The sequence below is a fragment of the Burkholderia sp. Bp9142 genome (assembly GCF_003853415.1).
Lineage (GTDB): Bacteria > Pseudomonadota > Gammaproteobacteria > Burkholderiales > Burkholderiaceae > Burkholderia.
In genome coordinates, this window is record NZ_QTPP01000022.1 from 97477 (window position 1) to 123344 (window position 25868).

At 66.7% G+C, this 25868-nt stretch carries 23 protein-coding genes; 19 read left to right on the plus strand and 4 right to left on the minus strand.

Going from position 1 to position 25868, the window contains the following annotated elements:
- The first annotated feature begins 6 nt into the window (after positions 1-6).
- From hisS to DIE22_RS23420, 13 genes are all read left to right on the plus strand, one after another.
- Entirely contained in the window at positions 7-1347 is a 1341-nt protein-coding gene (gene hisS / locus DIE22_RS23350; protein ID WP_124498582.1) for a histidine--tRNA ligase, read from the plus strand.
- A 55-nt stretch (positions 1348-1402) separates the two neighbouring features.
- Complete coding sequence (locus DIE22_RS23355; protein WP_124498581.1) at positions 1403-2032, plus strand: tetratricopeptide repeat protein; 630 nt, start codon at positions 1403-1405, stop codon at positions 2030-2032.
- 40 nt (positions 2033-2072) lie between these two features.
- On the plus strand, positions 2073-3218 hold the full coding sequence (gene bamB, locus DIE22_RS23360) for an outer membrane protein assembly factor BamB (RefSeq protein ID WP_124498580.1): 1146 nt from the start codon (positions 2073-2075) through the stop codon (positions 3216-3218).
- 245 nt (positions 3219-3463) lie between these two features.
- On the plus strand, positions 3464-4801 hold the full coding sequence (gene der, locus DIE22_RS23370) for a ribosome biogenesis GTPase Der (protein ID WP_124498579.1): 1338 nt from the start codon (positions 3464-3466) through the stop codon (positions 4799-4801).
- A gap of 154 nt (positions 4802-4955) precedes the next feature.
- Positions 4956-5195, plus strand: a complete 240-nt coding sequence (gene hfq, locus DIE22_RS23375) for an RNA chaperone Hfq (protein WP_006399927.1) — start codon at positions 4956-4958, stop codon at positions 5193-5195.
- Positions 5196-5267: 72 nt separating this feature from the next.
- Entirely contained in the window at positions 5268-6443 is a 1176-nt protein-coding gene (gene hflX, locus DIE22_RS23380) for a GTPase HflX (protein ID WP_185640669.1), read from the plus strand.
- Between the two features lie 47 nt (positions 6444-6490).
- Positions 6491-7849: an FtsH protease activity modulator HflK gene (hflK, locus tag DIE22_RS23385; protein ID WP_124606183.1), complete on the plus strand. Its 1359-nt coding sequence runs from the start codon at positions 6491-6493 to the stop codon at positions 7847-7849.
- Positions 7850-7864: 15 nt separating this feature from the next.
- Complete coding sequence (gene hflC, locus DIE22_RS23390) at positions 7865-8764, plus strand: protease modulator HflC (RefSeq protein ID WP_124606184.1); 900 nt, start codon at positions 7865-7867, stop codon at positions 8762-8764.
- Positions 8765-8800: 36 nt separating this feature from the next.
- Positions 8801-8992, plus strand: a complete 192-nt coding sequence (locus tag DIE22_RS23395; RefSeq protein ID WP_009687995.1) for a DUF2065 domain-containing protein — start codon at positions 8801-8803, stop codon at positions 8990-8992.
- Between the two features lie 100 nt (positions 8993-9092).
- The gene (locus tag DIE22_RS23400; protein ID WP_124498575.1) at positions 9093-10241 is read left to right on the plus strand and encodes an ATP phosphoribosyltransferase regulatory subunit; all 1149 of its coding nucleotides are present in this window, start codon (positions 9093-9095) and stop codon (positions 10239-10241) included.
- A gap of 113 nt (positions 10242-10354) precedes the next feature.
- Positions 10355-11701, plus strand: coding sequence for an adenylosuccinate synthase (locus DIE22_RS23405; RefSeq protein WP_044848883.1), 1347 nt, complete (start codon positions 10355-10357; stop codon positions 11699-11701).
- Positions 11702-11709: 8 nt separating this feature from the next.
- Positions 11710-12306 (plus strand): phosphoribosyltransferase, encoded by a 597-nt coding sequence (locus DIE22_RS23410; RefSeq protein WP_185640670.1) that lies wholly within the window; start codon positions 11710-11712, stop codon positions 12304-12306.
- Between the two features lie 276 nt (positions 12307-12582).
- Positions 12583-14496 carry a potassium transporter Kup gene (locus tag DIE22_RS23420; RefSeq protein WP_124606185.1) on the plus strand — a complete coding sequence of 638 codons (1914 nt, stop codon included), beginning with the start codon at positions 12583-12585 and terminating at the stop codon, positions 14494-14496.
- 118 nt (positions 14497-14614) lie between these two features.
- On the opposite strand, the gene DIE22_RS23425 is transcribed toward DIE22_RS23420, so the two are convergent.
- A complete protein-coding gene (locus tag DIE22_RS23425; RefSeq protein ID WP_124606186.1) occupies positions 14615-16939 on the minus strand; it encodes a Tex family protein in 2325 nt (774 codons plus the stop codon).
- A gap of 158 nt (positions 16940-17097) precedes the next feature.
- Between DIE22_RS23425 and DIE22_RS23430 the strand changes: the two genes are divergently transcribed.
- The 3 genes from DIE22_RS23430 to DIE22_RS23440 all read left to right on the plus strand — a co-directional run bounded on the left by DIE22_RS23430 (position 17098) and on the right by DIE22_RS23440 (position 20433).
- Entirely contained in the window at positions 17098-17841 is a 744-nt protein-coding gene (locus DIE22_RS23430) for a hypothetical protein (RefSeq protein WP_124606187.1), read from the plus strand.
- 77 nt (positions 17842-17918) lie between these two features.
- Positions 17919-18134, plus strand: a complete 216-nt coding sequence (locus tag DIE22_RS23435) for a YdcH family protein (protein WP_006755091.1) — start codon at positions 17919-17921, stop codon at positions 18132-18134.
- A gap of 55 nt (positions 18135-18189) precedes the next feature.
- Entirely contained in the window at positions 18190-20433 is a 2244-nt protein-coding gene (locus DIE22_RS23440) for an ATP-dependent DNA helicase (protein ID WP_124606188.1), read from the plus strand.
- Between the two features lie 81 nt (positions 20434-20514).
- On the opposite strand, the gene DIE22_RS23445 is transcribed toward DIE22_RS23440, so the two are convergent.
- Positions 20515-21339, minus strand: coding sequence for an outer membrane protein assembly factor BamD (locus DIE22_RS23445; protein ID WP_124498569.1), 825 nt, complete (start codon positions 21337-21339; stop codon positions 20515-20517).
- Positions 21340-21380: 41 nt separating this feature from the next.
- On the opposite strand from DIE22_RS23445, the gene DIE22_RS23450 reads away from it, so the two are divergent.
- Both DIE22_RS23450 and pgeF read left to right on the plus strand, forming a co-directional pair.
- Positions 21381-22601, plus strand: a complete 1221-nt coding sequence (locus DIE22_RS23450) for an RluA family pseudouridine synthase (RefSeq protein WP_124498568.1) — start codon at positions 21381-21383, stop codon at positions 22599-22601.
- A gap of 6 nt (positions 22602-22607) precedes the next feature.
- Positions 22608-23450: a peptidoglycan editing factor PgeF gene (pgeF, locus tag DIE22_RS23455; protein ID WP_124606189.1), complete on the plus strand. Its 843-nt coding sequence runs from the start codon at positions 22608-22610 to the stop codon at positions 23448-23450.
- Positions 23451-23568: 118 nt separating this feature from the next.
- Here the strand turns inward: pgeF and DIE22_RS23460 are convergent, their stop codons facing one another.
- Positions 23569-23796, minus strand: coding sequence for a hypothetical protein (locus DIE22_RS23460; RefSeq protein WP_124498566.1), 228 nt, complete (start codon positions 23794-23796; stop codon positions 23569-23571).
- Between the two features lie 21 nt (positions 23797-23817).
- Between DIE22_RS23460 and phaC the strand changes: the two genes are divergently transcribed.
- Positions 23818-25692 (plus strand): class I poly(R)-hydroxyalkanoic acid synthase, encoded by a 1875-nt coding sequence (gene phaC, locus DIE22_RS23465; RefSeq protein ID WP_124606190.1) that lies wholly within the window; start codon positions 23818-23820, stop codon positions 25690-25692.
- On the opposite strand, the gene DIE22_RS38515 is transcribed toward phaC, so the two are convergent.
- On the minus strand, positions 25671-25868 hold a 198-nt coding region (locus DIE22_RS38515; RefSeq protein ID WP_221622389.1), incomplete at its 5' end, for a hypothetical protein. The genes phaC and DIE22_RS38515 overlap by 22 nt on opposite strands.

Sequence of the window (25868 nt, forward strand, 5' to 3'; positions counted from 1 at the left end):
CGAACGATGACTGAACAGAAACGCAAGATCGAGAAGCTCAGCGGCGTCAAGGGCATGAACGACATCCTCCCGCAGGATGCCGGCCTGTGGGAGTTCTTCGAAGCTACCGTGAAATCGCTGCTGCGCGCGTACGGCTACCAGAACATCCGCACGCCGATCGTCGAACACACGCAGCTTTTCACGCGCGGCATCGGCGAAGTCACGGACATCGTCGAGAAGGAGATGTACAGCTTCACCGATGCGCTGAACGGCGAGAACCTGACGATGCGCCCGGAAAACACCGCGGCCGTCGTGCGCGCGTCGATCGAGCACAACATGCTGTACGACGGCCCGAAGCGCCTGTGGTACATCGGCCCGATGTTCCGTCACGAGCGTCCGCAGCGCGGCCGCTACCGCCAGTTCCACCAGGTCGGCGTCGAGGCGCTCGGCTTCGCGGGCCCGGATGCGGATGCCGAGATCATCATGATGTGCCAGCGCCTGTGGGACGACCTCGGTCTGACCGGCATCAAGCTCGAGATCAACTCGCTCGGCCTCGCCGAAGAGCGTGCCGCGCACCGCGTCGAGCTGATCAAGTACCTGGAGCAGTTCGCCGACGTACTGGACGAGGACGCGAAGCGCCGCCTGTATACGAATCCGCTGCGCGTGCTCGACACGAAGAACCCCGCGCTGCAGGAAATCGCGCAAAACGCGCCGAAGCTGATCGACTTCCTCGGCGACGAATCGCGTGCGCACTTCGAAGGGCTGCAGCGCCTGCTGCTCGCGAACAACATTCCGTTCAAGATCAACCCGCGTCTCGTGCGTGGTCTCGACTACTACAACCTGACCGTGTTCGAGTGGGTGACCGACAAGCTCGGCGCGCAGGGCACGGTCGCGGCCGGCGGCCGCTACGATCCGCTGATCGAGCAGCTCGGTGGCAAGCCGACCGCCGCATGCGGCTGGGCGATGGGTATCGAGCGCATTCTCGAACTGCTGAAGGAAGACGATCTCGCGCCCGAGCAGGAAGGTGTCGACGTGTACGTGGTGCACCAGGGCGAGACGGCGCGCGAACAGGCGTTCATCGCGGCCGAGCGTCTGCGCGATACGGGTCTCGATGTGATTTTCCACTGCAGCGCCGACGGCGGGCCGGCAAGCTTCAAGTCGCAGATGAAGCGTGCCGACGCAAGCGGCGCCGCGTTCGCGGTGATCTTCGGCGAAGAAGAGGTCGCGAACGGCACGGTGGGCGTGAAAGCGCTGCGCGGTGCGGGCGAGGAAGGGGAAAAGAACGTTCAGCAGACCGTACCGGTCGAAAGCTTGACCGAATTCCTAATCAATGCGATGGTTGCATCCGCCGAAGACGGCGACGACTGATCGCGCTGGCATTCGCTCGACAAGAAAAGCCTGAAAAGGAAGGAATCGCTCGCCGATGAGTTATCACGACGAACAAGAATCGATTGAAAGTCTGAAGGCGTGGTGGGCCCGCTGGGGCAACCTCACCACGTGGATCGTGCTCGCGGCGCTGGTCGTCGCGGCCGGTTTCAACGGCTGGAATTACTGGCAGCGCCGTCAGGCCGCCGAGGCTTCCGGGTTGTACGAGCAGGTCCAGAAGGCCGCCGCCGCGAACGACAAGGCGACGATGGCCCGTGCGGCCGCCGACATGGAAGACAAGTTCGGCAGCACGCCGTACGCGCAGATGACCGCACTGTCGGCCGCGAAAACGCTGTACGCGGCCGGCGACGCCGCCGGCGCGAAGGCGCAGCTGCAATGGGCCGTCGATCACGCCAAGGACGACGAGTACAAGCAGATCGCGAGGCTGCGTCTCGCGTCGCTGCTGCTCGACGAGAAGGCGTACGACGCGGGCCTCGCGCTGCTGTCCGGCACGCCGCTCGACGCATTCAAGGGCCTCGTGGCCGATCGCCGCGGCGACCTGCTCGCCGCGCAAGGCAAGACCGACGACGCACGCGCCGCGTACAAGCTCGCGCTCGACGGCCTGTCGCAGGACGACCAGTCCGCGCGCCAGCTCGTGCAGTTCAAGCTCGACGCGCTCGGCGGCTGATCCCGGTCCCCTCAACCTCTTAACTCTGCTTCGCTAACCGATGAATTTGCTGAAACGTTACGCTGTGCCCGTAGCCTGCGCGGCGGCTGTCCTGGCATTGGCGGCCTGCTCGTCGTCGAAGGACGCGCGCCGCGTGCCGACGCCGCTCACCGAGTTCAAGCCCGTCATGGACGTGCAACAGGTCTGGAAGGCGGGCGTCGGCAAGGGCGGGCGCTACCTGTTCTCGCCGGTGGCCGTGGGCGACGCCGTCTACGCGGCGGGCGAGAACGGTTCGGTCGAGAAGATCGACGCGAAGACGGGCCAGACGCTGTGGCGCGCGAAGGTCGGTTCGGATCTGTCGGCCGGGGTCGGCAGCGACGGCAACCTGACCGCGGTCGGCGCGCTGAAGGGCGGCGTGTTCGTGCTCGGTCCCGACGGCAAGCAGCTGTGGAAGACGAGCGTGCAGGGCGAGATCTTCTCGCCGCCGCTGGTCGGCAACGGCCTCGTGATCGTGCGCACGATCGACGGCCAGGTGATCGCGTTCAACGCGCAGACGGGCGAGCAGAAGTGGAACTACCGCAACCGCGCGGTGCCGCTGAACCTGCGCGTGTCGGCCGGCATGACGTTCGCGGGCGATGCGGCCGTGCTGGCGGGCTTCCCCGGCGGCGGTCTCGTCGCGATCAACCTGCAGACGGGCGAGCCGTTCTGGCAGACGCCCGTGTCGTTCCCGAAGGGCGTGACCGAAGTGGAGCGCATCAACGACGTCAGCGGTCCGCCGACGCTCGTGGGTGCCCAAGCGTGCGCGGTCACGTTCCAGGGTCAGCTCGGCTGCTTCGACGCGAACTCGGGCCGTCCGCTGTGGGAAAAGGCGTTCTCGAGCCGCAGCGGTCTCGCGCAGGACGATTCGGTCGTCGCCGGCGGCGACGACTGGTCGGTCGTGACGGCCTACGACGCGGCGAGCGGCAACCAGCTCTGGCGCAACGACAAGCTGAAGAGCCGTGACGTCGGCGTGCCGTACCTGCTCGGGCACGCGGTCGTGATGGGCGATTACAAGGGCTTCGTGCACTTCCTGTCGCGCGAGGACGGCAGCTTCATCGCCCGGATGAAGACCGACGGCAGCGCGATTACGGCGGCGCCGGTCCTCGCAGGCAACACGCTCGTCGTGCAGACGAAGGACGGCGGCCTGTACGGATTCCGTCCGCGCTGACGCGCAGGAAACATGCGCGGCCGCGGCGCGGCGGGCTTGTCCCGCGCGCCGCGGCCGCGCGACTTGAAGGCGGCCGGCGCTCCCGGCCGCTCGGTATTTGAAAGGCAGTTCGCAACGAAAGACGACGGCGCGCAACGCGCGCCCGGCGCGCATCCGGCGCGGCGCGAATTCGTGATATTTTCATTCAGCGCAGCCGCCCGCAGCAGCGGGCCTCCCGCTGCTGCGCATCACCGTAGAAAACACAGATGAAACCGGTCATTGCCCTCGTTGGGCGCCCCAATGTGGGGAAATCCACGCTGTTCAACCGGCTCACGCGCTCGCGCGATGCGCTGGTCGCCGACCTGCCGGGCCTGACGCGCGATCGCCATTACGGCGAAGGGCGCGTCGGCGAGCGTCCGTACCTGGTCGTCGATACGGGCGGCTTCGAGCCCGTCGCGAAGGACGGCATCCTGCACGAGATGGCACGCCAGACACGGCAGGCCGTCGAGGAAGCCGACGTCGTCGTGTTCATCGTCGACGGCCGTAACGGGCTCGCGCCACAGGACAAGTCGATCGCCGACTACCTGCGCAAGACCGGCCGGCCCATCTTCCTGGTCGTCAACAAGGCCGAGGGGATGAAATACACGGCGGTCGCGACGGACTTCTACGAGCTCGGGCTCGGCGATCCGCGCGCGATCTCGGCCGCGCACGGCGACGGCGTGACCGACATGATCAACGAGGCGCTGGAAGTCGCGTACGCGGGCCAGCCCGAGGAAGCGGACGAGGACGATCCGTCGCGCGGCATCAAGATCGCGATCGTCGGCCGCCCGAACGTCGGCAAGTCGACGCTCGTTAACGCGCTGATCGGCGAGGATCGCGTGATCGCGTTCGACATGCCGGGCACCACGCGCGACTCGATCTATGTCGACTTCGAGCGTAACGGCAAGAAATACACGCTGATCGATACCGCGGGCCTGCGGCGTCGCGGCAAGGTGTTCGAGGCGATCGAGAAGTTCTCGGTCGTGAAGACGCTGCAGTCGATCTCCGACGCGAACGTCGTCATTCTTCTGCTGGATGCGCAGCAGGATATTTCCGACCAGGACGCGCACATCGCCGGCTTTGTCGTCGAACAGGGCCGCGCGCTCGTGATCGGCGTCAACAAGTGGGACGGTCTCGACGATCATGCACGCGATCGCGCGAAAGCGGATTTGACCCGCAAGCTGAAATTCCTCGACTTCGCGAAATCGCACTACATTTCGGCCGCGAAGAAGACGGGCATCGGCGCGCTGATGCGCTCGGTCGACGACGCGTACACGGCGGCGATGGCGAAACTGCCGACGCCGAAGCTCACGCGCGCACTGATCGAGGCCGTCGAGTTCCAGCAGCCGCGCCGTCGCGGCCCGGTGCGTCCGAAGCTGCGCTACGCGCACCAGGGCGGCCAGAATCCGCCGCTGATCGTCATCCACGGCAACGCGCTCGACGCGGTGACCGAGACGTACAAGCGCTACCTCGAAAACCGATTCCGCGAAACTTTCTCCCTGACCGGGACTCCATTGCGCATAGAGTTCCGTTCGTCGAACAATCCGTACGCGGACAAGGGCTGAAGCATGCCTGCCACGCACGTCCGGCAAGGGGTAGGCCGCATGGCCTGCTGCCGGGCGGGGCAGGCAAAATCAGCTATAGTGTAGCGATTGGCGCCGGATCTCTTTTTCTTCGTCGCCAATCCAGATCAACCTGCAAAAAAAGATGGAGTACGCCATGAGCAACAAAGGGCAATTGTTACAAGACCCGTTTTTGAACGCACTGCGCAAAGAGCACGTTCCCGTTTCGATCTATCTCGTCAACGGCATCAAGCTCCAAGGGAACATCGAATCGTTCGACCAGTACGTCGTGTTGCTCCGTAATACGGTGACCCAGATGGTCTACAAGCACGCCATCTCGACGGTCGTGCCGGCCCGCCCGGTGAATTTCCACCCGGACGCGGAAGCCTCGTCCTAACCTATCGCAGCGGCCGGCATCCGGTCGCCGCGAGCGACCGATGCCAGCCGCCTTATCTTGACATCCGATAATTTGATCAACGCAGCGCTCGTCGGCATCGACTTCGGCAAGACCGATTTCGAAGCCAGTCTGGAAGAACTCAGTCTTCTCGCCTCCAGTGCGGGGGCCCGTCCCGCCGTCACCCTCACCGGTCGTCGCGCCAGTCCCGATGCCAAGATGTTCATCGGCAGCGGCAAAGCCGAAGAACTGCGGCTTGCCTGCGACGCACACGACGTCGAAATCGTCATCTTCAACCACGCACTGGCACCGGCCCAGCAACGCAATCTGGAGCAAGCGCTTAACAGGCGGGTGGTCGATCGCACGAGCCTCATCCTCGACATCTTTGCGCAGCGCGCCCGCAGCCATGAAGGCAAGCTGCAGGTCGAGCTTGCGCAACTGCAGTACCTGTCGACCCGCCTGATTCGCGCGTGGACCCACCTGGAGCGGCAAAAGGGTGGTATCGGCCTGCGCGGCCCTGGCGAAACCCAGCTCGAAACCGACCGCCGGCTGATCGGCGAGCGCATCAAGATGCTGAAGTCGCGGCTCGACCGGCTGCGCCGGCAGCACAGCACGCAGCGTCGCCAGCGCGCGCGCAGCGGCACGATGTCGGTGTCGCTCGTCGGCTATACGAACGCGGGCAAGTCGACGCTGTTCAACGCGCTGACGAAAGCGCAGGCCTATGCGGCCGACCAGTTGTTCGCGACGCTCGATACGACGTCTCGGCGCGTGTACCTCGGCGACGAGGCCGGCCAGATCGTCGTGTCCGATACGGTCGGGTTCATCCGCGAACTGCCTCACCAGCTGGTTGCCGCGTTTCGCGCGACCCTCGAGGAAACGATTCATGCGGATCTGCTGCTGCACGTGGTCGACGCGTCGAGCGCGGTGCGGCTCGAACAGATCGAGCAGGTGAACGGTGTGCTGCACGAGATCGGCGCGGACACGATCCGGCAGGTGCTGGTCTTCAACAAGATCGACGCCGTGCCGGAGCTGGCGGCCCGCGGCGATGCGGTCGAGCGGGACGAGTATGGTAATATTTCGCGCGTCTTTTTGAGCGCGCGCACCGGTCAGGGTCTTGACGTGTTGCGTGCCGCCATCGCCGAGATCGCCTCCGCGGAACATCTTTCCGGCGCGACGTTACCCAACGGCGCGCTCGACGGCGCACCCGCTGAACCACGCGAAGACCACACGATTTCCGAACACGGGCGCTAACCGGTCCCGGCCGGTTCGCCGGCGTCTAATCTGGTGAACAAACTCTGGTGAACGAATACAACGAGCGGAGTACCTGGCGGCGGATGCGCGCCTTGCTGTCGATCAACGATCCCCGCTGGGGACGCGGCGAAGGCAAGGGCAACGACGGATCCCGTCCGCGTGCGAATGAATCGAAGCGTCCGCCCGGTGGCGACGGTGACGGTCCGCCCGATCTCGACGAGATGTGGCGCAACTTCAACCGGCGTCTGAGCGGCCTGTTCGGCGGCAAGGGCGGCAACGGCTTCCGGCCCGACAACGGCCGGGCCGCGCGCGTCGGCGTCGGCATCGTGATCGGCGTGCTGGTCGCGGTCTACACGGGCAGCGGGTTGTTCGTCGTGCAGGACGGCCAGACGGGCGTCGTGCTGCAGTTCGGCAAGCTGTCCGGCACGGTCGGGCAGGGTGTGCACTGGCGTGCGCCGTATCCGTTCGCGTCGCACGAGATCGTCGACACGTCGCAGGTCCGTTCGATCGAGATCGGCCGCAACAACGTCGTGCGTCTCGCGAACGTGAAGGAAGCGGCGATGCTGACGCGCGATGCCGACATCGTCGACGTGCGTTTCGTCGTCCAGTACCGGATTCGTTCGGCGACCGATTACCTGTTCCGCAGCGTCGATCCCGAGCGCAGCGTGTCGCAGGCCGCCCAGGCCGCGGTGCGTGCGATCGTCGGCACGCGCAGCGCGGCCGACATGCTGAACCAGGACCGCGACGCGCTGCGCGGGCAGTTGTCCGCCGCGATCCAGCGCGATCTCGACCGCTACCGGTCGGGGCTCGAGGTCACGGCCGTCACGATGCAGAGCGTCGCCGCGCCCGAGCAGACGCAGGCTGCGTACGCCGAAGTCGCGAAGGCGCGCGACGACCGCGAGGCCGCCAAGCGTGCCGCGCAGGCCTATGCGAACAACCTGCTGCCGAAGGCGCAGGGCGATGCCGCGAAACTCGTCGACGAAGCGAAGGCATATGCCGATCGCGTGGTCACGGAGGCCGAGGGCGACGCCGACCGGTTCAAGCAGGTCTATGCGCAGTATTCGAAGGCGCCCGCGGTGATCCGCGAGCGGATGTACCTCGAGACGATGCAGGAAATCTATTCGAACGCGACGAAGGTGTTCGTCGGCAACAAGGGCGGCAACAGCGTCGTGTACCTGCCGCTCGACAAGCTCGTCGAGCAGGGGCGACAAGGCGCCGTGAATGGCACGAATGCCGCGACGCCCGCCGGCGCATCCGCGTCCGACGCGGCGTCGGCCCCTGTCGCAGCCGCGGCGAGTGCACCGGCGAGCGCGGCTTCGGCCGCGGCGGCGCCCGCACCGGGCAGCGACGTGCTGCGGTCGCGCGAAGCGTTCCGCAGCCGCTCGCGCGAAGACGATACGAAGTAACGGGGAGCGCAGAACATGAACCGAATCATTGCGCTCGTCGTCGCAATCGTGATCGTTGCCTTCGCGGCATCGTCGACCGTCCTGACCGTCGATCCGCGCCATACGGCCGTGCTGTCGGGCCGCGACGGCGCACAGCCCGAACTCGCGGGCCCCGGCATCCATTTCAAGCTGCCGCCGCCGCTCCAGACGGCGACGCTGATCGACACGCGCCTGCAATCGCTGGAAGCGTCGGATCCGCTGCAACTGGCGACCGAAGACAAGCACGACCTGCTCGTCGCGTATGCGGTCAAGTACCGTATCAGCGATCCGATGAAGTACTTCACGGCAACGGGCGGCGACCCGGCGGCCGCTGCCGAGCGTCTGGCAGGCGCGCTGAAGAGTGCGCTCGGCGACGCGTTCGGCAAGCGCGCGCTGGACGACGCGCTCGGCGGGCAGCGCGACATAGCCGATGCGGCGCGCGATGCGGCCCGTGCGAAGGCATCCGGCTTCGGCGTCGACGTGGTCGATGTGCAGTTGACGCGCGTCGACCTGCCGGCTGCGCAGACGGACGCCGTCTATCAGCGGATGATTGCCGCGCTGCGCGACCAGGCCGCACAGGTGCGCGCGGATGGCGCCGCCGATGTCGAGCAGATCAAGGCCGATGCGGAACGCGAACAGCAGGCGGTGCTCATGAATGCGTACAAGTCTGCGCAGACGATCAAGGGCGAGGGCGACGCGAAGGCCGCGTCGATCGCCGCCGACGCGTTCGGCCGCGATCCTCAGTTCTACCAGTTCTACGCGAGCCTGCAGGCTTACCGGAATACCTTCAAGCGCAACGACATCATCGTCGTCGATCCCGACAGCGAGTTTTTCCGTTTCATGCGCAGCCCGACGGGCGGTGCCGCAACGGCGGCACCCGCTCCCCGCAAACACTGACCTTGGGGCGCCGCGTCGAGCGGCGCCGTCGCTCGCATGGATCTGGCTGGCTCGTTGTTGCTTGCAGTAGCACTGATGCTGATCATCGAGGGGGCGTTCCCCTTCGTGTTTCCCGTCGCCTGGCGCGACACGTTTCGTAGAATAGCGGAGCGGCCGCCGCATCATATCCGGATCGGCGGGCTCATCGTGATGGCGCTCGGGCTCGTCCTGCTGCTGCTCGCGACCTGATCAGGACGGCGCACCCGCCGTTCGTTCCGCCCGATTCCGATTTCCGATTCATCTCGCGGCGCGCGCGTCGCGCCCTGTTTCCCGTCGTAGGACCGTACCGATGTCGACCTGGTTACTTCCCGAGAATATCGCCGACGTACTGCCGTCGGAAGCGCGCAAGATCGAGGAGCTGCGCCGCAGGCTGCTCGACCGCTTCCGTTCGTACGGCTACGAAATGGTGATGCCGCCGCTGCTCGAATATCTCGAGTCGCTGCTGACGAGCGGCGGCACCGATCTGCGCCTGCGCACCTTCAAGCTGGTCGACCAGCTGTCGGGCCGCACGCTCGGCCTGCGCGCGGACATCACGCCGCAGGTCGCACGGATCGACGCGCACCTGCTGAACCGCCAGGGCGTCACGCGCCTCTGCTATGCGGGCCATGTGATGCATACGCGTCCGCGCGGCCTGCACGCGACGCGCGAACAGATCCAGATCGGCGCCGAAATCTACGGGCACGCCGGGCTGGAAGCCGACCTCGAGATCCAGCAGCTGATGCTCGACGCGCTGCACCTCGCGGGGCTGTCGCGAATCCGTCTGGACCTGTGCCACGCGGGCGTGCTCGCGGCGCTGCTCGCGCGCGACGCGCAGGCCGCCGAGCGCGGCGAGGCGCTGTACGACGCGCTGTCGGGCAAGGACGTGCCGCTGCTGAACGAACTCACCGACGATCTCGGCGCCGACACGCGCGCGGCGCTGCGTGCGCTGCCGCATCTGTACGGCGACGCGAGCGTGCTCGACGAGGCGCGCGCACGCCTGCCGGTGCTGCCCGAGATCACGCGCGCGCTCGACGATCTCGCGCAGCTCGCGTCTCAGGCGAAGGGCGTCGAGGTGGCGATCGATCTCGCCGACCTGCGCGGCTATGCGTACCACAGCGGCGCGATGTTCACGGCGTACATCGACGGCGTGCCGAACGCGATCGCGCGCGGCGGCCGTTACGACCACGTAGGCCAGGCCTACGGTCGCGCCCGCCCGGCGACGGGCTTCTCGCTCGACCTGCGCGAGCTCGCGCGGATTTCGCCGATCGAGGCGCGCGGCGCCGCGATTCTCGCACCGTGGGCGCAGGACGACGCGCTGAGCGCGGCTGTTGCGGCGCTGCGCGATGCGGGCGAGGTCGTGATCCAGGCATTGCCGGGGCACGACCACGTGCTCGACGAATTCGCCTGCGACCGTTCGCTCGTCGAGCGTAACGGCGCATGGGTGGTCGAACCCCGATAAACAGGCGTTCGCGGGCCGTCGTTCGGCGTGCATATCGTTGAAGCGAAACGGAAAAATTCGGAATCGCCCGCGAACCTAGGTAGAATACGTTTTTAACCAGCTAACGAATCAACATGTCTGCCAGCGCAGTGAACGTGACTCCCGGGCGCAATGTCGTCGTCGTGGGAACGCAATGGGGTGATGAAGGCAAGGGCAAGATCGTCGACTGGCTGACGGACCACGCTCAGGGCGTCGTGCGTTTCCAGGGCGGTCACAACGCCGGCCACACCCTCATCATCGGCGGCAAGAAAACCATCTTGCGCCTCATTCCGTCGGGCATCATGCGTGAAGGCGTCGCCTGCTACATCGGCAACGGCGTCGTCCTGTCCCCCGAGGCACTGTTCAAGGAAATCGGCGAGCTGGAAGAGGCCGGCGTGAACGTGCGCGATCGCCTGTTCATTTCCGAAGCCACGACGCTGATCCTGCCGTACCACATCGCGATCGACCAGGCGCGCGAAGCGCGCAAGGGCGCGGGCAAGATCGGTACGACCGGCCGCGGCATCGGCCCCGCGTACGAAGACAAGGTCGGCCGCCGCGCGCTGCGCGTGCAGGACCTGTTCGACGCGAAGACCTTCGCCGACCGCCTGCGCGAAAACCTCGATTTCCACAACTTCGTGCTGACCCAGTACCTGGGTGGCGCGGCCGTCGATTTCCAGGCCACGCTCGACACGATGCTTGGCTATGCCGATCGCCTGAAGCCGATGGTGGCCGACGTGTCGCGCCGCCTGTACGACGCGAACAACGCCGGCCAGAACCTGCTGTTCGAGGGCGCGCAAGGCACGCTGCTCGACATCGACCACGGCACCTATCCGTTCGTCACGTCGAGCAACTGCGTCGCGGGCGCGGCATCGGCCGGCGCCGGCGTCGGTCCGCAGAAGCTGAACTACATTCTCGGCATCACGAAGGCGTACTGCACGCGCGTCGGCTCGGGCCCGTTCCCGAGCGAGCTGTATGACGCGGACAACCCGCAGCGCCAGGACCAGGTCGGCGTCACGCTGGCGAACGTCGGCAAGGAATTCGGCTCGGTCACCGGCCGTCCGCGCCGCACCGGCTGGCTCGACGCAGCGGCACTGCGCCGCTCGATCCAGATCAACGGCGTGTCGGGCCTGTGCATGACGAAGCTCGACGTGCTTGACGGCCTCGACGAAGTCAAGCTGTGCGTCGGCTACAAGATCGACGGCAAGGACGTGGACATCCTGCCGCGCGGCGCGGCCGACGTTGCGCGTTGCGAGCCCGTGTACGAAACCTTCGCCGGCTGGAAGGAAAGCACCGTCGGCATCAAGACGTGGGACGCGTTGCCGGCGAATGCACAGGCATACCTGACCCGTGTCCAGGAAGTGGCCGGCGTGCCGGTCGACATGGTTTCGACGGGTCCGGATCGCGACGAAACGATCCTGCTCCGCCATCCGTTCAAGGTGTAATTGTCAGCATGACGCAGCAAATCACGATGACGGCGGCAGACTTGATGACCGATCCGCGCAACGACGACAAGAACCTGTGGGTAGGCTGGGACGAATACCATCGTCTGATCGAGCTGCTCGCGCTCCAGGTGCATGAATCGGGCTGGAAGTTCGACCAGATCCTGTGCCTCGCGCGCGGCGGTCTGCGCGTCGGCGACCAGCTGTCGCGCATCTATGACGTGCCGCTCGCGATCCTTGCGACGAGCTCGTACCGCGAAGCGGCCGGCACCGAGCAGGGCGCGCTCGACATCGCGCAGTACATCACGATGACGCGCGGCCACCTCGCGGGCAACGTGCTGCTGGTCGACGATCTCGTCGATTCGGGCGTTACGCTCGCGCGCGTGCAGGAGCACCTGAAGGAGCGCTATCCGTCCGTTACGGCAGTGCGTTCGGCAGTGCTCTGGTACAAGGGGTGCTCGAAGGTCAAGCCCGACTACCACACGCAGTATCTGCCGACGAATCCGTGGATTCATCAGCCGTTCGAAGAGTGGGACACCGTTCGTCCGCACAATCTCGCGGCCTGGATCAAGCGCGGTCGCGCGCAGCGCGACGGTTCGGGCGCGTAAGCGGCCGGCCGATCGATGGAAAGCCTTGTACGGCGCCGCTCGCGGCGCCTTTTTTTTTTGGGGTGCGGCGGACCGGCGGGCACGGCGGCCGGCATGCACGGTAGGCAGACGGCGTGGCCCCGGCTATGATGGCAGCCCTGCCACAGCTTGCGCAGGATTGCATGCGCGGCGTGGATCACGTGGCTTCAGGGCAACAGGGCAGGACGGTGTTTCAGGGGGGCGCGAGTAGAATAGCGCTCGTTTTGTCCGACTCCGGACCCGATTATTACGTTTCATATGAACGACACGACCCAGGCGACCGACGCAGCCCACGCGCATTCGACGCACCAACATTCGATGCAGGCGCTCGCGATAGCGGCCATCGGCGTCGTATTCGGCGACATCGGCACGAGCCCGCTTTACGCGCTCAAAGAGGCGTTCAGCCCCGCCCACGGCATTCCGCTGACCGAAAGCTCGATTCTCGGCGTGATCTCGCTGCTGTTCTGGGCGATCATCCTGGTGGTCGGCGTCAAGTACCTGCTGTTCGTGATGCGGGCGGACAACAACGGCGAGGGCGGTGTGCTTGCCCTGATGGCGCTGTCGCTGCGGCCGCTCAACTCGAAATCCCGCGTGACGGGCGCGCTGATGGCGTTCGGCATCTTCGGCGCCTGCATGTTCTACGGCGACGCGGTGATCACGCCGGCGATCTCGGTGATGTCGGCGGTCGAAGGTCTCGAGATCGCGACGCCGCACCTGTCCCATCTCGTGCTGCCGATCACGATCGTGATCCTGATCGCGCTGTTCTGGATCCAGCGCCACGGCACCGCGACGGTCGGCAAGCTGTTCGGTCCGATCATGGTGCTGTGGTTCATCGTGATCGCGGCACTCGGCGTGTACCACATCATGCGTGTGCCGGGCATCATCGCGGCAATCAATCCGTACTACGCGGCGTCGTTCATGGCAGATCACCTGCTGCAGGCGTATGTCGTGCTCGGCTCTGTCGTGCTGGTGCTGACCGGCGCGGAGGCGCTCTATGCGGACATGGGGCACTTCGGTGCGAAGCCGATCCGCTTCGCCGCGTACGGGCTCGTGATGCCGTCGCTCGTGCTGAACTACTTCGGCCAGGGCGCGCTGCTGATCCAGAACCCGAAGGCGATCGAAAACCCGTTCTTCCTGCTCGCACCGGACTGGGGGCTGCTGCCGCTCGTCGTGCTGTCGACGGTCGCGACCGTGATCGCTTCGCAGGCCGTGATCTCGGGCGCGTATTCGCTGACGTCGCAGGCGATCCAGCTCGGCTACGTGCCGCGCATGAAGGTGCTGCACACATCCGAACTGGCGATCGGCCAGATCTACGTGCCGGTCGTGAACTGGCTGCTGCTGTTCGTGATCCTTTGCATCGTGATCGGCTTCAAGAGCTCCGACAACCTCGCGGCCGCGTACGGCATCGCGGTGACGGCGACGATGGTGATCACGACCGTGCTCGCGGCGGTCGTGATGGTGAAGGTGTGGAACTGGAACCGGCTGCTGGTTGGCGCGATCATCGCGGTGTTCCTCGCGATCGACCTCGGCTTCTTCGGCGCGAACCTGCTGAAGGTCGCGCAGGGCGGCTGGCTGCCGCTCGGGATCGGCGCGCTGCTGTTCTTCCTGCTGATGACCTGGTACAAGGGCCGCCACATCGTCAAGGAACGCACGGCCGCCGACGGTATCCCGCTCGAGCCATTCCTGCAGGGGCTGCTCGCGCATCCGCCGCACCGCGTGTCGGGCACCGCGATCTACCTGACCGGCAACGACAAGCTCGTGCCCGTCAGCCTGCTGCACAACCTGAAGCACAACAAGGTGCTGCACGAGCGGACCCTGTTCCTGACGTTCGTCACGCGCGACATTCCGTACGTGCGCGACGACAAGCGCCTGAGTGCGCGCGATGCGGGCGGCGGACTGTACATCGTCAAGGCCGAGTACGGCTTCAACGAGACGCCGGACGTGAAGGCCGTGCTCGAGGAATTCGGCCGTACGCACGACATGACGTTCGAGTTGATGGACACGTCGTTCTTCCTCGCGCGCGAAACGGTCGTGCCGACGCATCTGCCCGGCATGTCGATCTGGCGCGAACGCGTGTTCGCGTGGATGCATCAGAACGCGGCGAAGCCGACCGACTTCTTCTCGATCCCGGCGAACCGCGTCGTCGAACTCGGCACCAAGATCGAGATCTGACCGGCGCGCGCGGGCCGCGGATGCGGCCCATGCCCATTCGGCAGCGCGTTCGCCGAAGCCATGAAAAAGCCCGCACTTTCGGCGGGCTTTTTGACGTTCGTCGACAGTCTTCGCGTGCTCAGCGCTTCAGCTTCGCGAACGCCGCAGCCATCGCGCCGGCCGGTTCCGGCTCGCGCGAACGCTGCGGGCGGGCCGCGCCGCGGCCGGCATTGCCGCGATCCTGGCCGCCGCGCGGCGCCATGCCGGGCGCAGCCGCTTCGTCGTCGAGGCGCATCGTCAGCGAAATGCGCTGGCGCTTCACGTCGACGTCGAGCACCTTGACCTTGACGACCTGGCCGGCCTTCACGACTTCGTGCGGATCCTTGATGAACTTCGTCGACATCGCGGACACGTGGACGAGGCCGTCCTGGTGCACACCGACATCCACGAACGCGCCGAATGCCGCGACGTTCGTCACGACCCCTTCGAGCAGCATGCCCGGCATCAGGTCGGACACCTTCTCGACGCCGTCGCGGAACGTGGCGGTCTTGAACTCGGGGCGCGGGTCGCGACCCGGTTTTTCGAGTTCGGACAGGATGTCGCGCACGGTCGGCAGGCCGAAACGTTCGTCAACAAATTCCGCCGGCGACAGGCCGGACAGCGCGTCGCGGCTGCCGAGCACGTCGTCGATCCGCTTGCTGATCTTCGCGAGGATCCGTTCGACGACCGGATAGGCTTCCGGGTGGACCGACGAGCGGTCGAGCGGATTTTCGCCGCCGTTGATGCGCAGGAAGCCGGCGGCCTGTTCGAAGGTCTTGTCGCCGAGGCGCGGCACCTTGCGCAGTTGGTCGCGCGACGGGAACGGCCCGTTCGCGTCGCGGTAGTCGACGATGTTGCGCGCGAGCGTGGCATTCAGGCCCGACACGCGCGCGAGCAGCGCGACCGACGCGGTATTCGCGTCGACGCCGACCGCGTTCACGCAATCCTCGACGACCGCGTCGAGCGAGCGGGCGAGTTCGCGCTGGTTCACGTCGTGCTGGTACTGGCCGACGCCGATCGCCTTCGGCTCGATCTTCACGAGCTCGGCGAGCGGGTCCTGCAGGCGGCGGGCGATCGACACGGCGCCGCGCAGCGACACGTCGAGTTCCGGGAATTCCTTCGCGGCCAGCTCGGACGCCGAGTAGACCGACGCGCCGGCTTCCGACACGACGATCTTCTGCAGCCGCAGTTCGGGATGCTTCGAGATCAGCTCGCTCGCGAGCTTGTCGGTTTCACGGGACGCGGTGCCGTTGCCGATGCTGATCAGCTCGGCCTGCGTCTGCGCGGCGATGCGCGCGAGCTTCGCGAGCGAGCCGTCCCAGTCGCGGCGCGGCTCGTGCGGGTAGATCGTGTCGGTCGCGAGCAGCTTGCCGGTGCGGTCGACCACGGCGACCTTCACGCCCGTGCGCAGGCCGGGGTCGAGACCGATCACGGCCTTCGGGCCGGCCGGCGCGGCCAGCAGCAGGTCCTTCAGGTTGCGCGCGAACACGCGGATCGCTTCGGCTTCCGCCGTTTCGCGCAGCTGCGTGAGCAGTTCGTTCTCGATGTGCGGCTGCACCTTCACGCGCCAGCACCAGCGGCACACGTCGGACAGCCACTTGTCGGCCGGGCGGCTCTGGTTCGCGATCCCGAAATGGCGCGCGATCATCGCTTCGCCGGGATGCGGGACCTGCGCGTCGAGTTCCTCGCCGAGGCCGAGCTTGACGGTCAGCACACCGGCGTTGCGGCCGCGGAACAGCGCGAGCGCGCGGTGCGACGGCACGGTCCGGATCGTCTCTGCGTAGTCGTAGTAGTCGCGGAACTTCTCGCCTTCCTCGTTTTCCTTGCCTTCGACGACGGCCGACGACACGACGCCCTGGCTGTGCAGGTAGTCGCGCAGCTTGCCGAGCAGTTCGGCCGTTTCGCCGAACTGTTCGGACAGGATGTCGCGGGCGCCGTCGAGCGCGGCCTTCACGTCGGCGACGCCCTTGTCGGCATCGACGTACGCGGCGGCTTCCGTCTGCGGGTCGAGCAGTGGATTCGCGAGCAGCGCCTGCGCGAGCGGCTCGAGGCCGGCTTCGCGGGCGATCTGCGCGCGCGTGCGGCGCTTCGGCTTGTACGGCAGATAAAGGTCTTCGAGCACCTGCTTGCTGTCGGCCGCGTCGATCGCGGCGCGCAGTTCGTCGGTCAGCTTGCCCTGTTCGTCGATGCTCGACAGGATCGCCGCGCGTCGATCCTCGAGTTCGCGCAGATACAGGAGGCGTTCCTCGAGCTGGCGCAGCTGCGTGTCGTCCAGGTTGCCGGTCACTTCCTTGCGGTACCGGGCAATGAACGGAACGGTCGAGCCTTCGTCGAGGAGTTGCACTGCCGCCGCGACCTGGCGCGGCTGGACGGACAGTTCGGTGGCGATGCGCTGTACGATCTTGAGTGCTACGGTTTCCGTCATGTCGTGGATGATCTGCCTGCTGAAATCGCGGCGCGGGCCGGCAGACCGCGCGGCGGGCTGCGAGACGGGCCCGCCGGACCAGATGCCGCGGGTGAGTGAAGCGGGGCATTTTGCCATAAATGGCGGAGCGTCCAGCCGGGGGTGATAGAATTTGACACATGTCCCGCAGCTTTCCTACGACGTTGCCAACTTCCCGCATTTCTCTCGTCGCGCTCGGCGCAGCGCTTGTCGCGGCTTTGTCCGCCGGGTCCACCGCCGCGTACGCACAGGCATCGGGCGCAGCCGCGCCGGATGCCGCCGCCGCCGTGCCCGTCGCGGCCTCCGTCACGCAGGATTTTGACGCCCGTCAAAAAGTGCTCAATCAACGTTCCGCGGAAAACGATTATCGTTATGCCGTGGCGGAGCACGATTGCTACAGCAAGTTCTTCGTCAATCACTGTCTCGGCAAGGCGCGCGACCGGATGCGCGAGGAGCGGGCAAGCATCCGTCAGGAGCAGCTCGCGCTCGACGACGAACAGCGCGCGGTGCGGGCGCAGCAGCGCGACCAGCAGCAGGCGCTGAAGCAGGCGCAGAATGCGGCGGAAGCGCCGCAGCGCGCGGCGAACGACGCGGCGAACGCGGCTGCGTTCCGCGACAAGCAGGAGCAGAATGCACTGAAGCAAGCGCAGCGCGGCGCGGAAGGGCCGCAGCGTGCCGCGAACAAGCAGGCATACGGCCAGAAGCAGGCAGACTTCCAGCGCAAGCTCGACCAGGCGCACCAGCAGGCCGCGCAGAAGGCGCAGGAGCGCTCGGACAACGCCGCGCGCTACGAGCAGAAGCAGAAGGAAGCCGCCCAGCACAAGGCCGATGTCGAGCGGCGTCAGCAGGAAGCGGCCGAGAAGGCCAAGCAGCAGGGGCAGTAACGTGTTGGATTGATCCGGAGTCAGTCTCGTGCGTGCCGGCACGCCAGTCGGCGCGCTGCTTCGATGAGGAGGCGCATATGCAAAACCGTCCCACGGAACAGCAGCAGGAATTGCACAACCGTTTGGCCGCATTGCAGGAGCAGCACCAGCAGCTCGCTCGGGAGATCGAGCTGAAGGAAGGACACTCCGACATCGACGACATCACGCTGCACCGGCTGAAGAAGGAAAAGCTGGCGGCCAAGGACAAAATCATTTTGCTGCAATCGCAGCTGGAACCGGATAAGCGCGCCTGAGCGCGGCCTGGCAAGCGCCGGCGCCGCTCGGGCGCTGGACACAGGAACGCTTGCCTTGAATTCACCGCTTGAAGCCAATCCCGATGCCCGGCGTGACGCGTCGTCCGCCGGGCGCGTTCGTGCGCCCGAAGGCACCTTCGAGCTGAGCCGCAAGCGCGTCGACGAACTCGACACGATCTTCGGTGAAGGCGGGCTGCTTGCGCGCGCGCTCGACGGCTATCACCCGCGTCAGTCGCAGATCGAGATGGCGCGCGCGGTCGCGTCGGCGATGGAGGCGTCCGCGCGCCGGATGCCCGAGCCGGAAATCTTCGAAACCCGCAAGCGGCCGGCGCGCCGTCTGGGCGAAGGCGACAAGGCGGCCGAGTCCGCCGCGGACGGCGCGGCGGCCGATACCGACAGCGACGCCGGCGACAACACGCTGATCGTCGAGGCCGGCACCGGCACCGGCAAGACCTATGCGTACCTGGTGCCCGCGATGCTGTGGGGCGGCAAGGTGATCGTGTCGACCGGCACGAAGCACCTGCAGGACCAGCTGTTCCAGCGCGACATCCCGACCGTGCGCAACGCGCTCGCGGTGCCGGTGACGGTCGCGATGCTCAAGGGCCGCTCGAACTATCTGTGCCATTACTACCTGCAGCGCACGGCCGACAACGGCCGCCTGCCGTCGCGACAGGACACCGCATACCTGCAGGAAATCGTCCGGTTCGCGAAGATCACGAAGAGCGGCGACAAGGCCGAGCTCGCGAGCGTGCCGGAGACGGCGCCGGTGTGGTCGATGGTCACGTCGACGCGCGACAACTGCCTCGGCCAGGAGTGCCCGCATTACAAGGAATGCTTCGTGATGCAGGCGCGGCGCGAGGCACAGCAGGCCGACATCGTCGTCGTCAACCATCACCTGTTCTTCGCGGACATCATGCTGCGCGACACCGGGATGGCCGAACTGCTGCCGAACGCGAACACGGTGGTCTTCGACGAAGCACACCAGTTGCCGGAGACGGCCACGCTGTTCTTCGGCGAGACGCTGTCGACCACGCAGATCCTCGAACTCGCGCGCGACACGGTCGCCGAAGGCCTGAGCCATGCGCGCGATGCGGTCGAGTGGGTGAAGCTCGGCGGTGATCTCGAGCGTGCGGCGCGCGACCTGCGCCTCGCGTTCGCGAACGATCAGATCGTGCGCATGTCGCTTGCGCAACTGGGCGACGATCACCCGATGTTCGGTGCGCTCGACGCGCTCGAGGCGGCGCTGGATGCGCTCGCATCGGCGCTCGCGAGCCAGGCCGAGCGGGCGGAATCGCTCGGCGCGTGCCTGCGGCGCGCGCGCGAACTGCAGGACCTGCTCGCGGGCTGGGTCGCGCCCGGTGCGGCGCAAGCGGCCGAGAAGGCCGATGCCGCGGCAGCCGGCGGCAAGGCGGCTGCCGACGACCCGAACGAGAAGGTGCGCTGGGTCGAAGTGTTCGCACATACCGTGCAGCTGCACGAGACGCCGCTGTCGGTCGCGCCGATTTTCGCGAAGCAGCGCGCGGGTGTGCCGCGCGCGTGGGTCTTCACGTCGGCGACGCTGTCGGTACGCGGCGACTTCACGCATTACGCGGCCCAGATGGGTCTCAGCTCGCGTCGCTCGATGACGCTCGCGAGCCCGTTCGACTATCAGACGCAGGGCCTGCTGTACGTGCCGCGCAACCTGCCGCAGCCGTCGTCGCCGGCGTTTACCGACGCGGTGTTCGACGCCGCGCTGCCGGCGATCGAGGCGTCGGGCGGCGGCGTCTTCATGTTGTGCACGACGCTGCGCGCGGTCGACCGGATCGCGTCGAAGCTGCGCGACGTGATCGAGTCGCGCGGCTGGAACATGCCGCTGCTGGTGCAGGGCGATGCCAGCCGTACCGAGTTGCTCGATCGTTTCCGTTCGTACGGCAATGCGATCCTCGTCGGCAGCCAGAGCTTCTGGGAAGGTGTCGACGTGCGCGGCGACGCGCTGTCGCTCGTCGTGATCGACAAGCTGCCGTTCGCGCCGCCCGACGATCCGGTGCTGGCCGCGCGACTCGATGCGCTGACCAGGAAGGGCTTGAGCCCGTTCGCGGTTCACCAGCTGCCGCAGGCCGTGATCACGCTGAAGCAGGGCGCGGGCCGCCTGATTCGTGCGGAGACGGATCGCGGCGTGCTGATGATCTGCGACACGCGGCTCGTCGACAAGCCGTACGGTCGCCGCATCTGGCAGAGCCTGCCGCCGTTCAAGCGCACCCGCGAGATCGCGGTCGTGCAGGACTTCTTCGACGAGCATCGCGCGGAAAAACGCGCGTAAACGCACCGCCGCCCGTTACGGGTGGCGCCAATAAAAAACCCGGCTCGATGACCGGGTTTTTTATTGTGCAGCAGGCGTCGCTCAGAACTGCCACCAGGACTTCTTCGTGCCGGGGCGCGAGTGGCCGGTGATGTACGGGCTGTCCGGGAAGGTCCCCGCGAGCACGCGCTTGGTGTCTTCCGCGAGTTGCGGCTGGTTCAGCTTGCCGTAAGACAGGATCATGATGTGCAGCGCGTCCTCGATCGCCGGCGCGCCCTTGTAGTCCTTGATCGCGAGCTGCGCGCGGTTGATTGCCGCGACATAGGCGCCGCGCCGATAGTAGTAGTCGGCCGCGTGCACTTCGTGCGAGGCGAGCGCGTTGACGATGTAGCGCATCCGCGCTGCGGCGTCCGGCGCGTACTTGCTCTTCGGGAAGCGGTCGACGACGACCTTGAACGCATCGTACGATTCGCGCAGTGCCTGCGGATCGCGCTCGCTCATGTCCTGGCCGGAGAAGCGCCCGAACAGGCCGAGATCGTCGTTGAAGTGGATCATCCCCTTCAGGTAGTACGCGTACGGGATATCCGGGTGATCCGGGTGGAGCTGGATGAAGCGGTCGACGGCCTGGTCGGCGGCTGCCGCTTCGTTGTCCTTCCAGTTGCAGTACGCGACGTTGATCTGCGCCTGTTGCGCGAAATGGCCGAACGGATCGCGGCCTTGCAGCGATTCGAAATATTTCGCGCACTTGCCCCAGTCGCCGCCGGACAGTGCGTCCTGGGCCTCTGAGTATAATTTGTTGTTCGACCAGGTAGCCGTCTCGTCCTGCTTCTGCGGCAAGCCGTGGCAGCCGGCGATGAGGGCCGCGGCCGCTACCACCGCAGCTCGGGCGGCGACGGTTTTGGCCGTACGTTTGGTCGAATTCATCATGCTCGCATGTCCTAGCTTCAAGTCTCGGTGACCCAGTCTAAATGACCCGTTCAAGTTCGCAGAATGCCCCGCGGGGCAAGTCAAATCGCGAAGATTATAGCCCAAGCGATCGGCTCGCCGACGCTGCGTCGGGGGATTCCCCCGATGACGATCTGGCTGCAGGCGCGATGCAGCCGCCTGTCGTGCCGTCCGCGGCCGCCGATGAGGCGCCGCGCGTCGTCGAAGTGCCGCTGTCGCTCGCGGGCGAACGCCTCGACAAGGCGCTTGCCCAGCTGTTCCCCGAATTCTCCCGCAGCCGCCTGCAAAGCTGGATCGAGGCGCAGCGCGTGCTGGTCGACGGCGCGCCGGCGAAGATCCGCCAGCCGGTGCCGCTCGGCGCAAGGATCGAGCTCGTGCCCGACCTGCTGCCGGAGCAGCTGGCGTTCACGCCGGAGCCGGTGCCGCTCGACGTGATCTACGAGGACGACGCGCTCGTCGTCATCAACAAGCCGGCCGGCGTGGTCGTCCACCCGGCGGCCGGCAACTGGAGCGGCACGATCCTCAACGGGCTGCTGCACCGCTACGGCGACGCGGCGGCCGGCCTGCCGCGTGCCGGGATCGTGCACCGGCTCGACAAGGAAACGTCCGGCCTGATGGTGGTCGCGCGCACGCTTGCCGCGCAGACCGACCTCGTGCGCCAGCTGCAGGCGCGCACGGTGAAGCGCCGCTATTTCGCGCTCGTCTGGGGCACGATGCCCGAAGACGGCACGATCGACGCGCCGATCGGCCGCGATCCGCGCGAGCGCACGCGCATGGCCGTCGTCACCGGCGCGTCGGGCAAGCCCGCGCGCACGCATTTCCGCACGGTTGACACATGCATGTGGCAACGTCAGCCGGTGTCCGCGATCCAGTGCGACCTCGAAACCGGCCGCACGCACCAGATCCGCGTGCACTGCTCGCATGTCGGGCATCCGCTGCTCGGCGACCCGGTGTACGGGCGCGCGCGCGGCAAGCGCTCGGTCGCGCCGCTGCCGGACGGGTTCGCGCGGCAGGCGCTGCACGCATGGCGGCTCGGCCTCGTGCATCCGGTCACGGGCAAGACGATGCAGTGGCGCTGCCCGTTGCCGGACGACATGACCGCGCTCGTCGCGGCGCTCGGCTTCGGGCAGGGCGACGAGGAATTCGACGATGAAGACGGCATCTACGAGGATGACGACTTCGCCGGCGAATATCGCGAGCACGGCGAGGATCACGACGAGGATTACGACGATGAGGAGGAGTGAGTGCCGATGACGAACCTGGCGCCGTTGACGTGGCAGGACTGTGTGCAGCCCGACTGGCAGGTGTCGCCGCGTGTGCGCGCGCTGGTCACGACGCGCGACGGTGGCGTGAGCGAAGGCCCGTACGGGCGCTGGCAGGCCGGCGCGGCGTTGCCGGGCGGGATGAATCTCGGCCTGCATACCGGTGACGATCCCGGCCATGTCGCCGAGAATCGCGCGCGCTTGCTCGCGCTGGCAGGCCAGTCGCGCGCGGCGTGGCTCGAGCAGGTTCACGGCGCGCGGATCGTGCGCGCGGACGAGGTGATCGAGGCCGCGCCGGGTGCCGCGGCGGCGCCCGTGCAGGCCGACGCGAGCGTGACGGACCGTGCGGACGCGGTCTGCGTCGTGATGGTCGCGGATTGCCTGCCGGTGCTGCTGTGCGACGCGCAGGGCCGGGCGGTGGGCGCCGCGCACGCAGGCTGGCGCGGGCTCGCGGCCGGCATCGTCGAGCAGACCGCGGCCCGTGTCGCGGCGCTTGCCGGCGGCGCGACGGATGAACTCCATGCGTACCTCGGGCCCGCGATCGGGCCGCGGGCGTTCGAAGTCGGCGCCGACGTGCGCGAGGCGTTTCTCGACACGGCTGCGCAGTCGGAGCATGATGAGACGCGGCAGGCGTTCGTCGCGATGGACGGCGCGCCCGGCAAGTTCCTGGCCGACCTCTATGCGCTCGCGCGCCTGCGCCTCGCGCGCGCAGGCGTGGCACATGTGAGCGGCGGGACCGTCTGCACGGTCACCGAACACGCGCGCTTCTATTCGTACCGGCGCGACCGCGTGACCGGCCGCATGGCGGCGGCGATCTGGCTAGCCGATTGACGGCTGACCGCGCGCGTCGGCGCGCGCGGTCTGTTGCGCTGCGAAATCAGGTTATCTCGATATTGACGCGGCAATGCGGCGTTGCATGGGCAACCGAATGGATAATCGCGAAGTCAAGTCAATCAAAATGTTTTATGTTTTGCCGGAAGCCTTGTCCCGCCTGTTGCGCGAGGATTATCTCCGGGCAGAAATGTTCAGTGGTTTGACGCAGCGCTTCACATGGGGAAAACGATAATGATAAAAATACCGCACTGCGGCAGAATCTGGAGACGCCTCTCCAGAGCATGACGGCCCGGCTCGCAACCGGCACGCCGCGCGCGAGCAGGATTTCACGATTGACGCTCACGAATCACCGGTAAGGCAGGTAATGACAGTATCGAAAAATTCGTCGACGTCCGCTCAGGCGGGCACTTCCGCAGGCAGCACCGGATTCGGCCAGGCTGCCCAGCCGATGCAGCAGATGTTCGAGGCATGGCTGAACGCCTGGCGCGGTTTCGCCGATCCCGCGCGTGCCGCCACGGCGGCGACCACCGCGAATCCCTTCGCCGCATTCCAGTTCCCGACATCGGTTCCGTTCCAGATGCCGTCGATGCCCGATCTGGGCAGCCTCGGCGGCCTGGCATCGCCATTCGCGGGGCTGAAGCTGCCGGTTGCCGCGATCCCGCCCGAACGGCTCCAGAAGCTGCAGGCCGACTATGCGCGCGACTGCATGACGCTGATGCAGCAGGCCGCTGCCGCGAAGCTCGAGTCGCCTGAGCTGAAGGACCGCCGCTTCAGCGCCGATGCGTGGAAGGCATCGCCCGCGCATGCATTCGCGGCTGCGTGGTATCTGCTCAACGCGCGCTACCTGCAGGAACTGGCCGACGCGCTCGAGACGGATCCGAAGACGCGCGAACGCATCCGTTTCTCCGTCCAGCAATGGACGGCCGCCGCTGCGCCGAGCAACTTCCTCGCGCTCAATCCCGATGCCCAGAAATCGATCCTCGAGACGCAGGGCGAAAGCCTGCGGCAGGGGATGATGAACCTGCTCGGCGACATGCAGCGCGGCAAGATTTCGCAGACCGACGAATCGCAGTTCGTGGTCGGCAAGAACCTCGGGTGTACCGAAGGCGCGGTCGTCTACGAGAACGATCTGATCCAGCTGATCCAGTACACGCCGAAGACCGACAAGGTGTTCGAGCGGCCGCTCCTGATCGTGCCGCCGTGCATCAACAAGTTCTACATCCTCGACCTGCAGCCCGAGAATTCGCTCGTCGCGCATGCGCTGTCGAACGGCCATCAGGTGTTTCTCGTGTCGTGGCGCAACGCCGATGCGTCGGTCGCGCACAAGACATGGGACGACTACATGAACGAAGGGCTGCTCGCGGCGATCGACGCCGTGCAGCAGGTCAGCGGCCGCGAGCAGATCAACACGCTCGGCTTCTGCGTCGGCGGCACGATGCTCGCGACCGCGCTGTCGGTGCTCGCCGCGCGCGGCGAGCATCCGGCCGCGTCGATGACGCTGCTGACCGCGATGCTCGACTTCACCGACACCGGCATCCTCGACGTGTTCGTCGACGAGGCGCACGTGCAGATGCGCGAGCAGACCATCGGCGGCAAGAACGGCGCGGCGCCGGGCCTGATGCGCGGCGTCGAGTTCGCGAACACGTTCTCGTTCCTGCGACCGAACGACCTCGTGTGGAACTACGTCGTCGACAACTACCTGAAGGGCCGCACGCCTGCCGCGTTCGACCTGCTGTACTGGAACAGCGACTCGACGAGCCTGCCGGGTCCGATGTACGCGTGGTACCTGCGCAATACCTATCTCGAGAACAAGCTCCGCGTGCCGGGCGCGCTGACCGTGTGCGGCGAATCCGTCGACCTGTCGCGCATCGACGTGCCGACCTTCATCTACGGTTCGCGCGAGGATCACATCGTGCCGTGGCAGACGGCCTATGCGTCGACGTCGATCCTGACGGGCCCGCTGAAGTTCGTGCTCGGCGCGTCGGGCCACATCGCGGGCGTGATCAATCCGCCCGCGAAGAAGAAGCGCAGCTACTGGGTCAACGACAGCGACCTGCCCGAATCCGCGGACGACTGGTTTGCAGTAGCGACCGAGCAGCCGGGCAGCTGGTGGACGACCTGGGTCGAGTGGCTCGACCAGTACGGCGGCCGCAAGGGGGCGCCGCCCGCCAAGGCCGGGTCCGCGCAGTTCCCGGTGATCGAGCCGGCGCCGGGCCGCTACGTGTTGCAGCGCGATTGACGAAAACCGGACAGCGGCGCACGCTGTCCGATGCACCGCAGTTTTTTTAACAGGGCCGGTAGCGATGCGCCGTGTCGTGCGGGCCCGGAGGAAACGGAAATGACGGACGTAGTGATCGTATCGGCCGCGCGGACCGCGGTCGGCAAATTCGGCGGCTCGCTTGCGAAGGTCGCGGC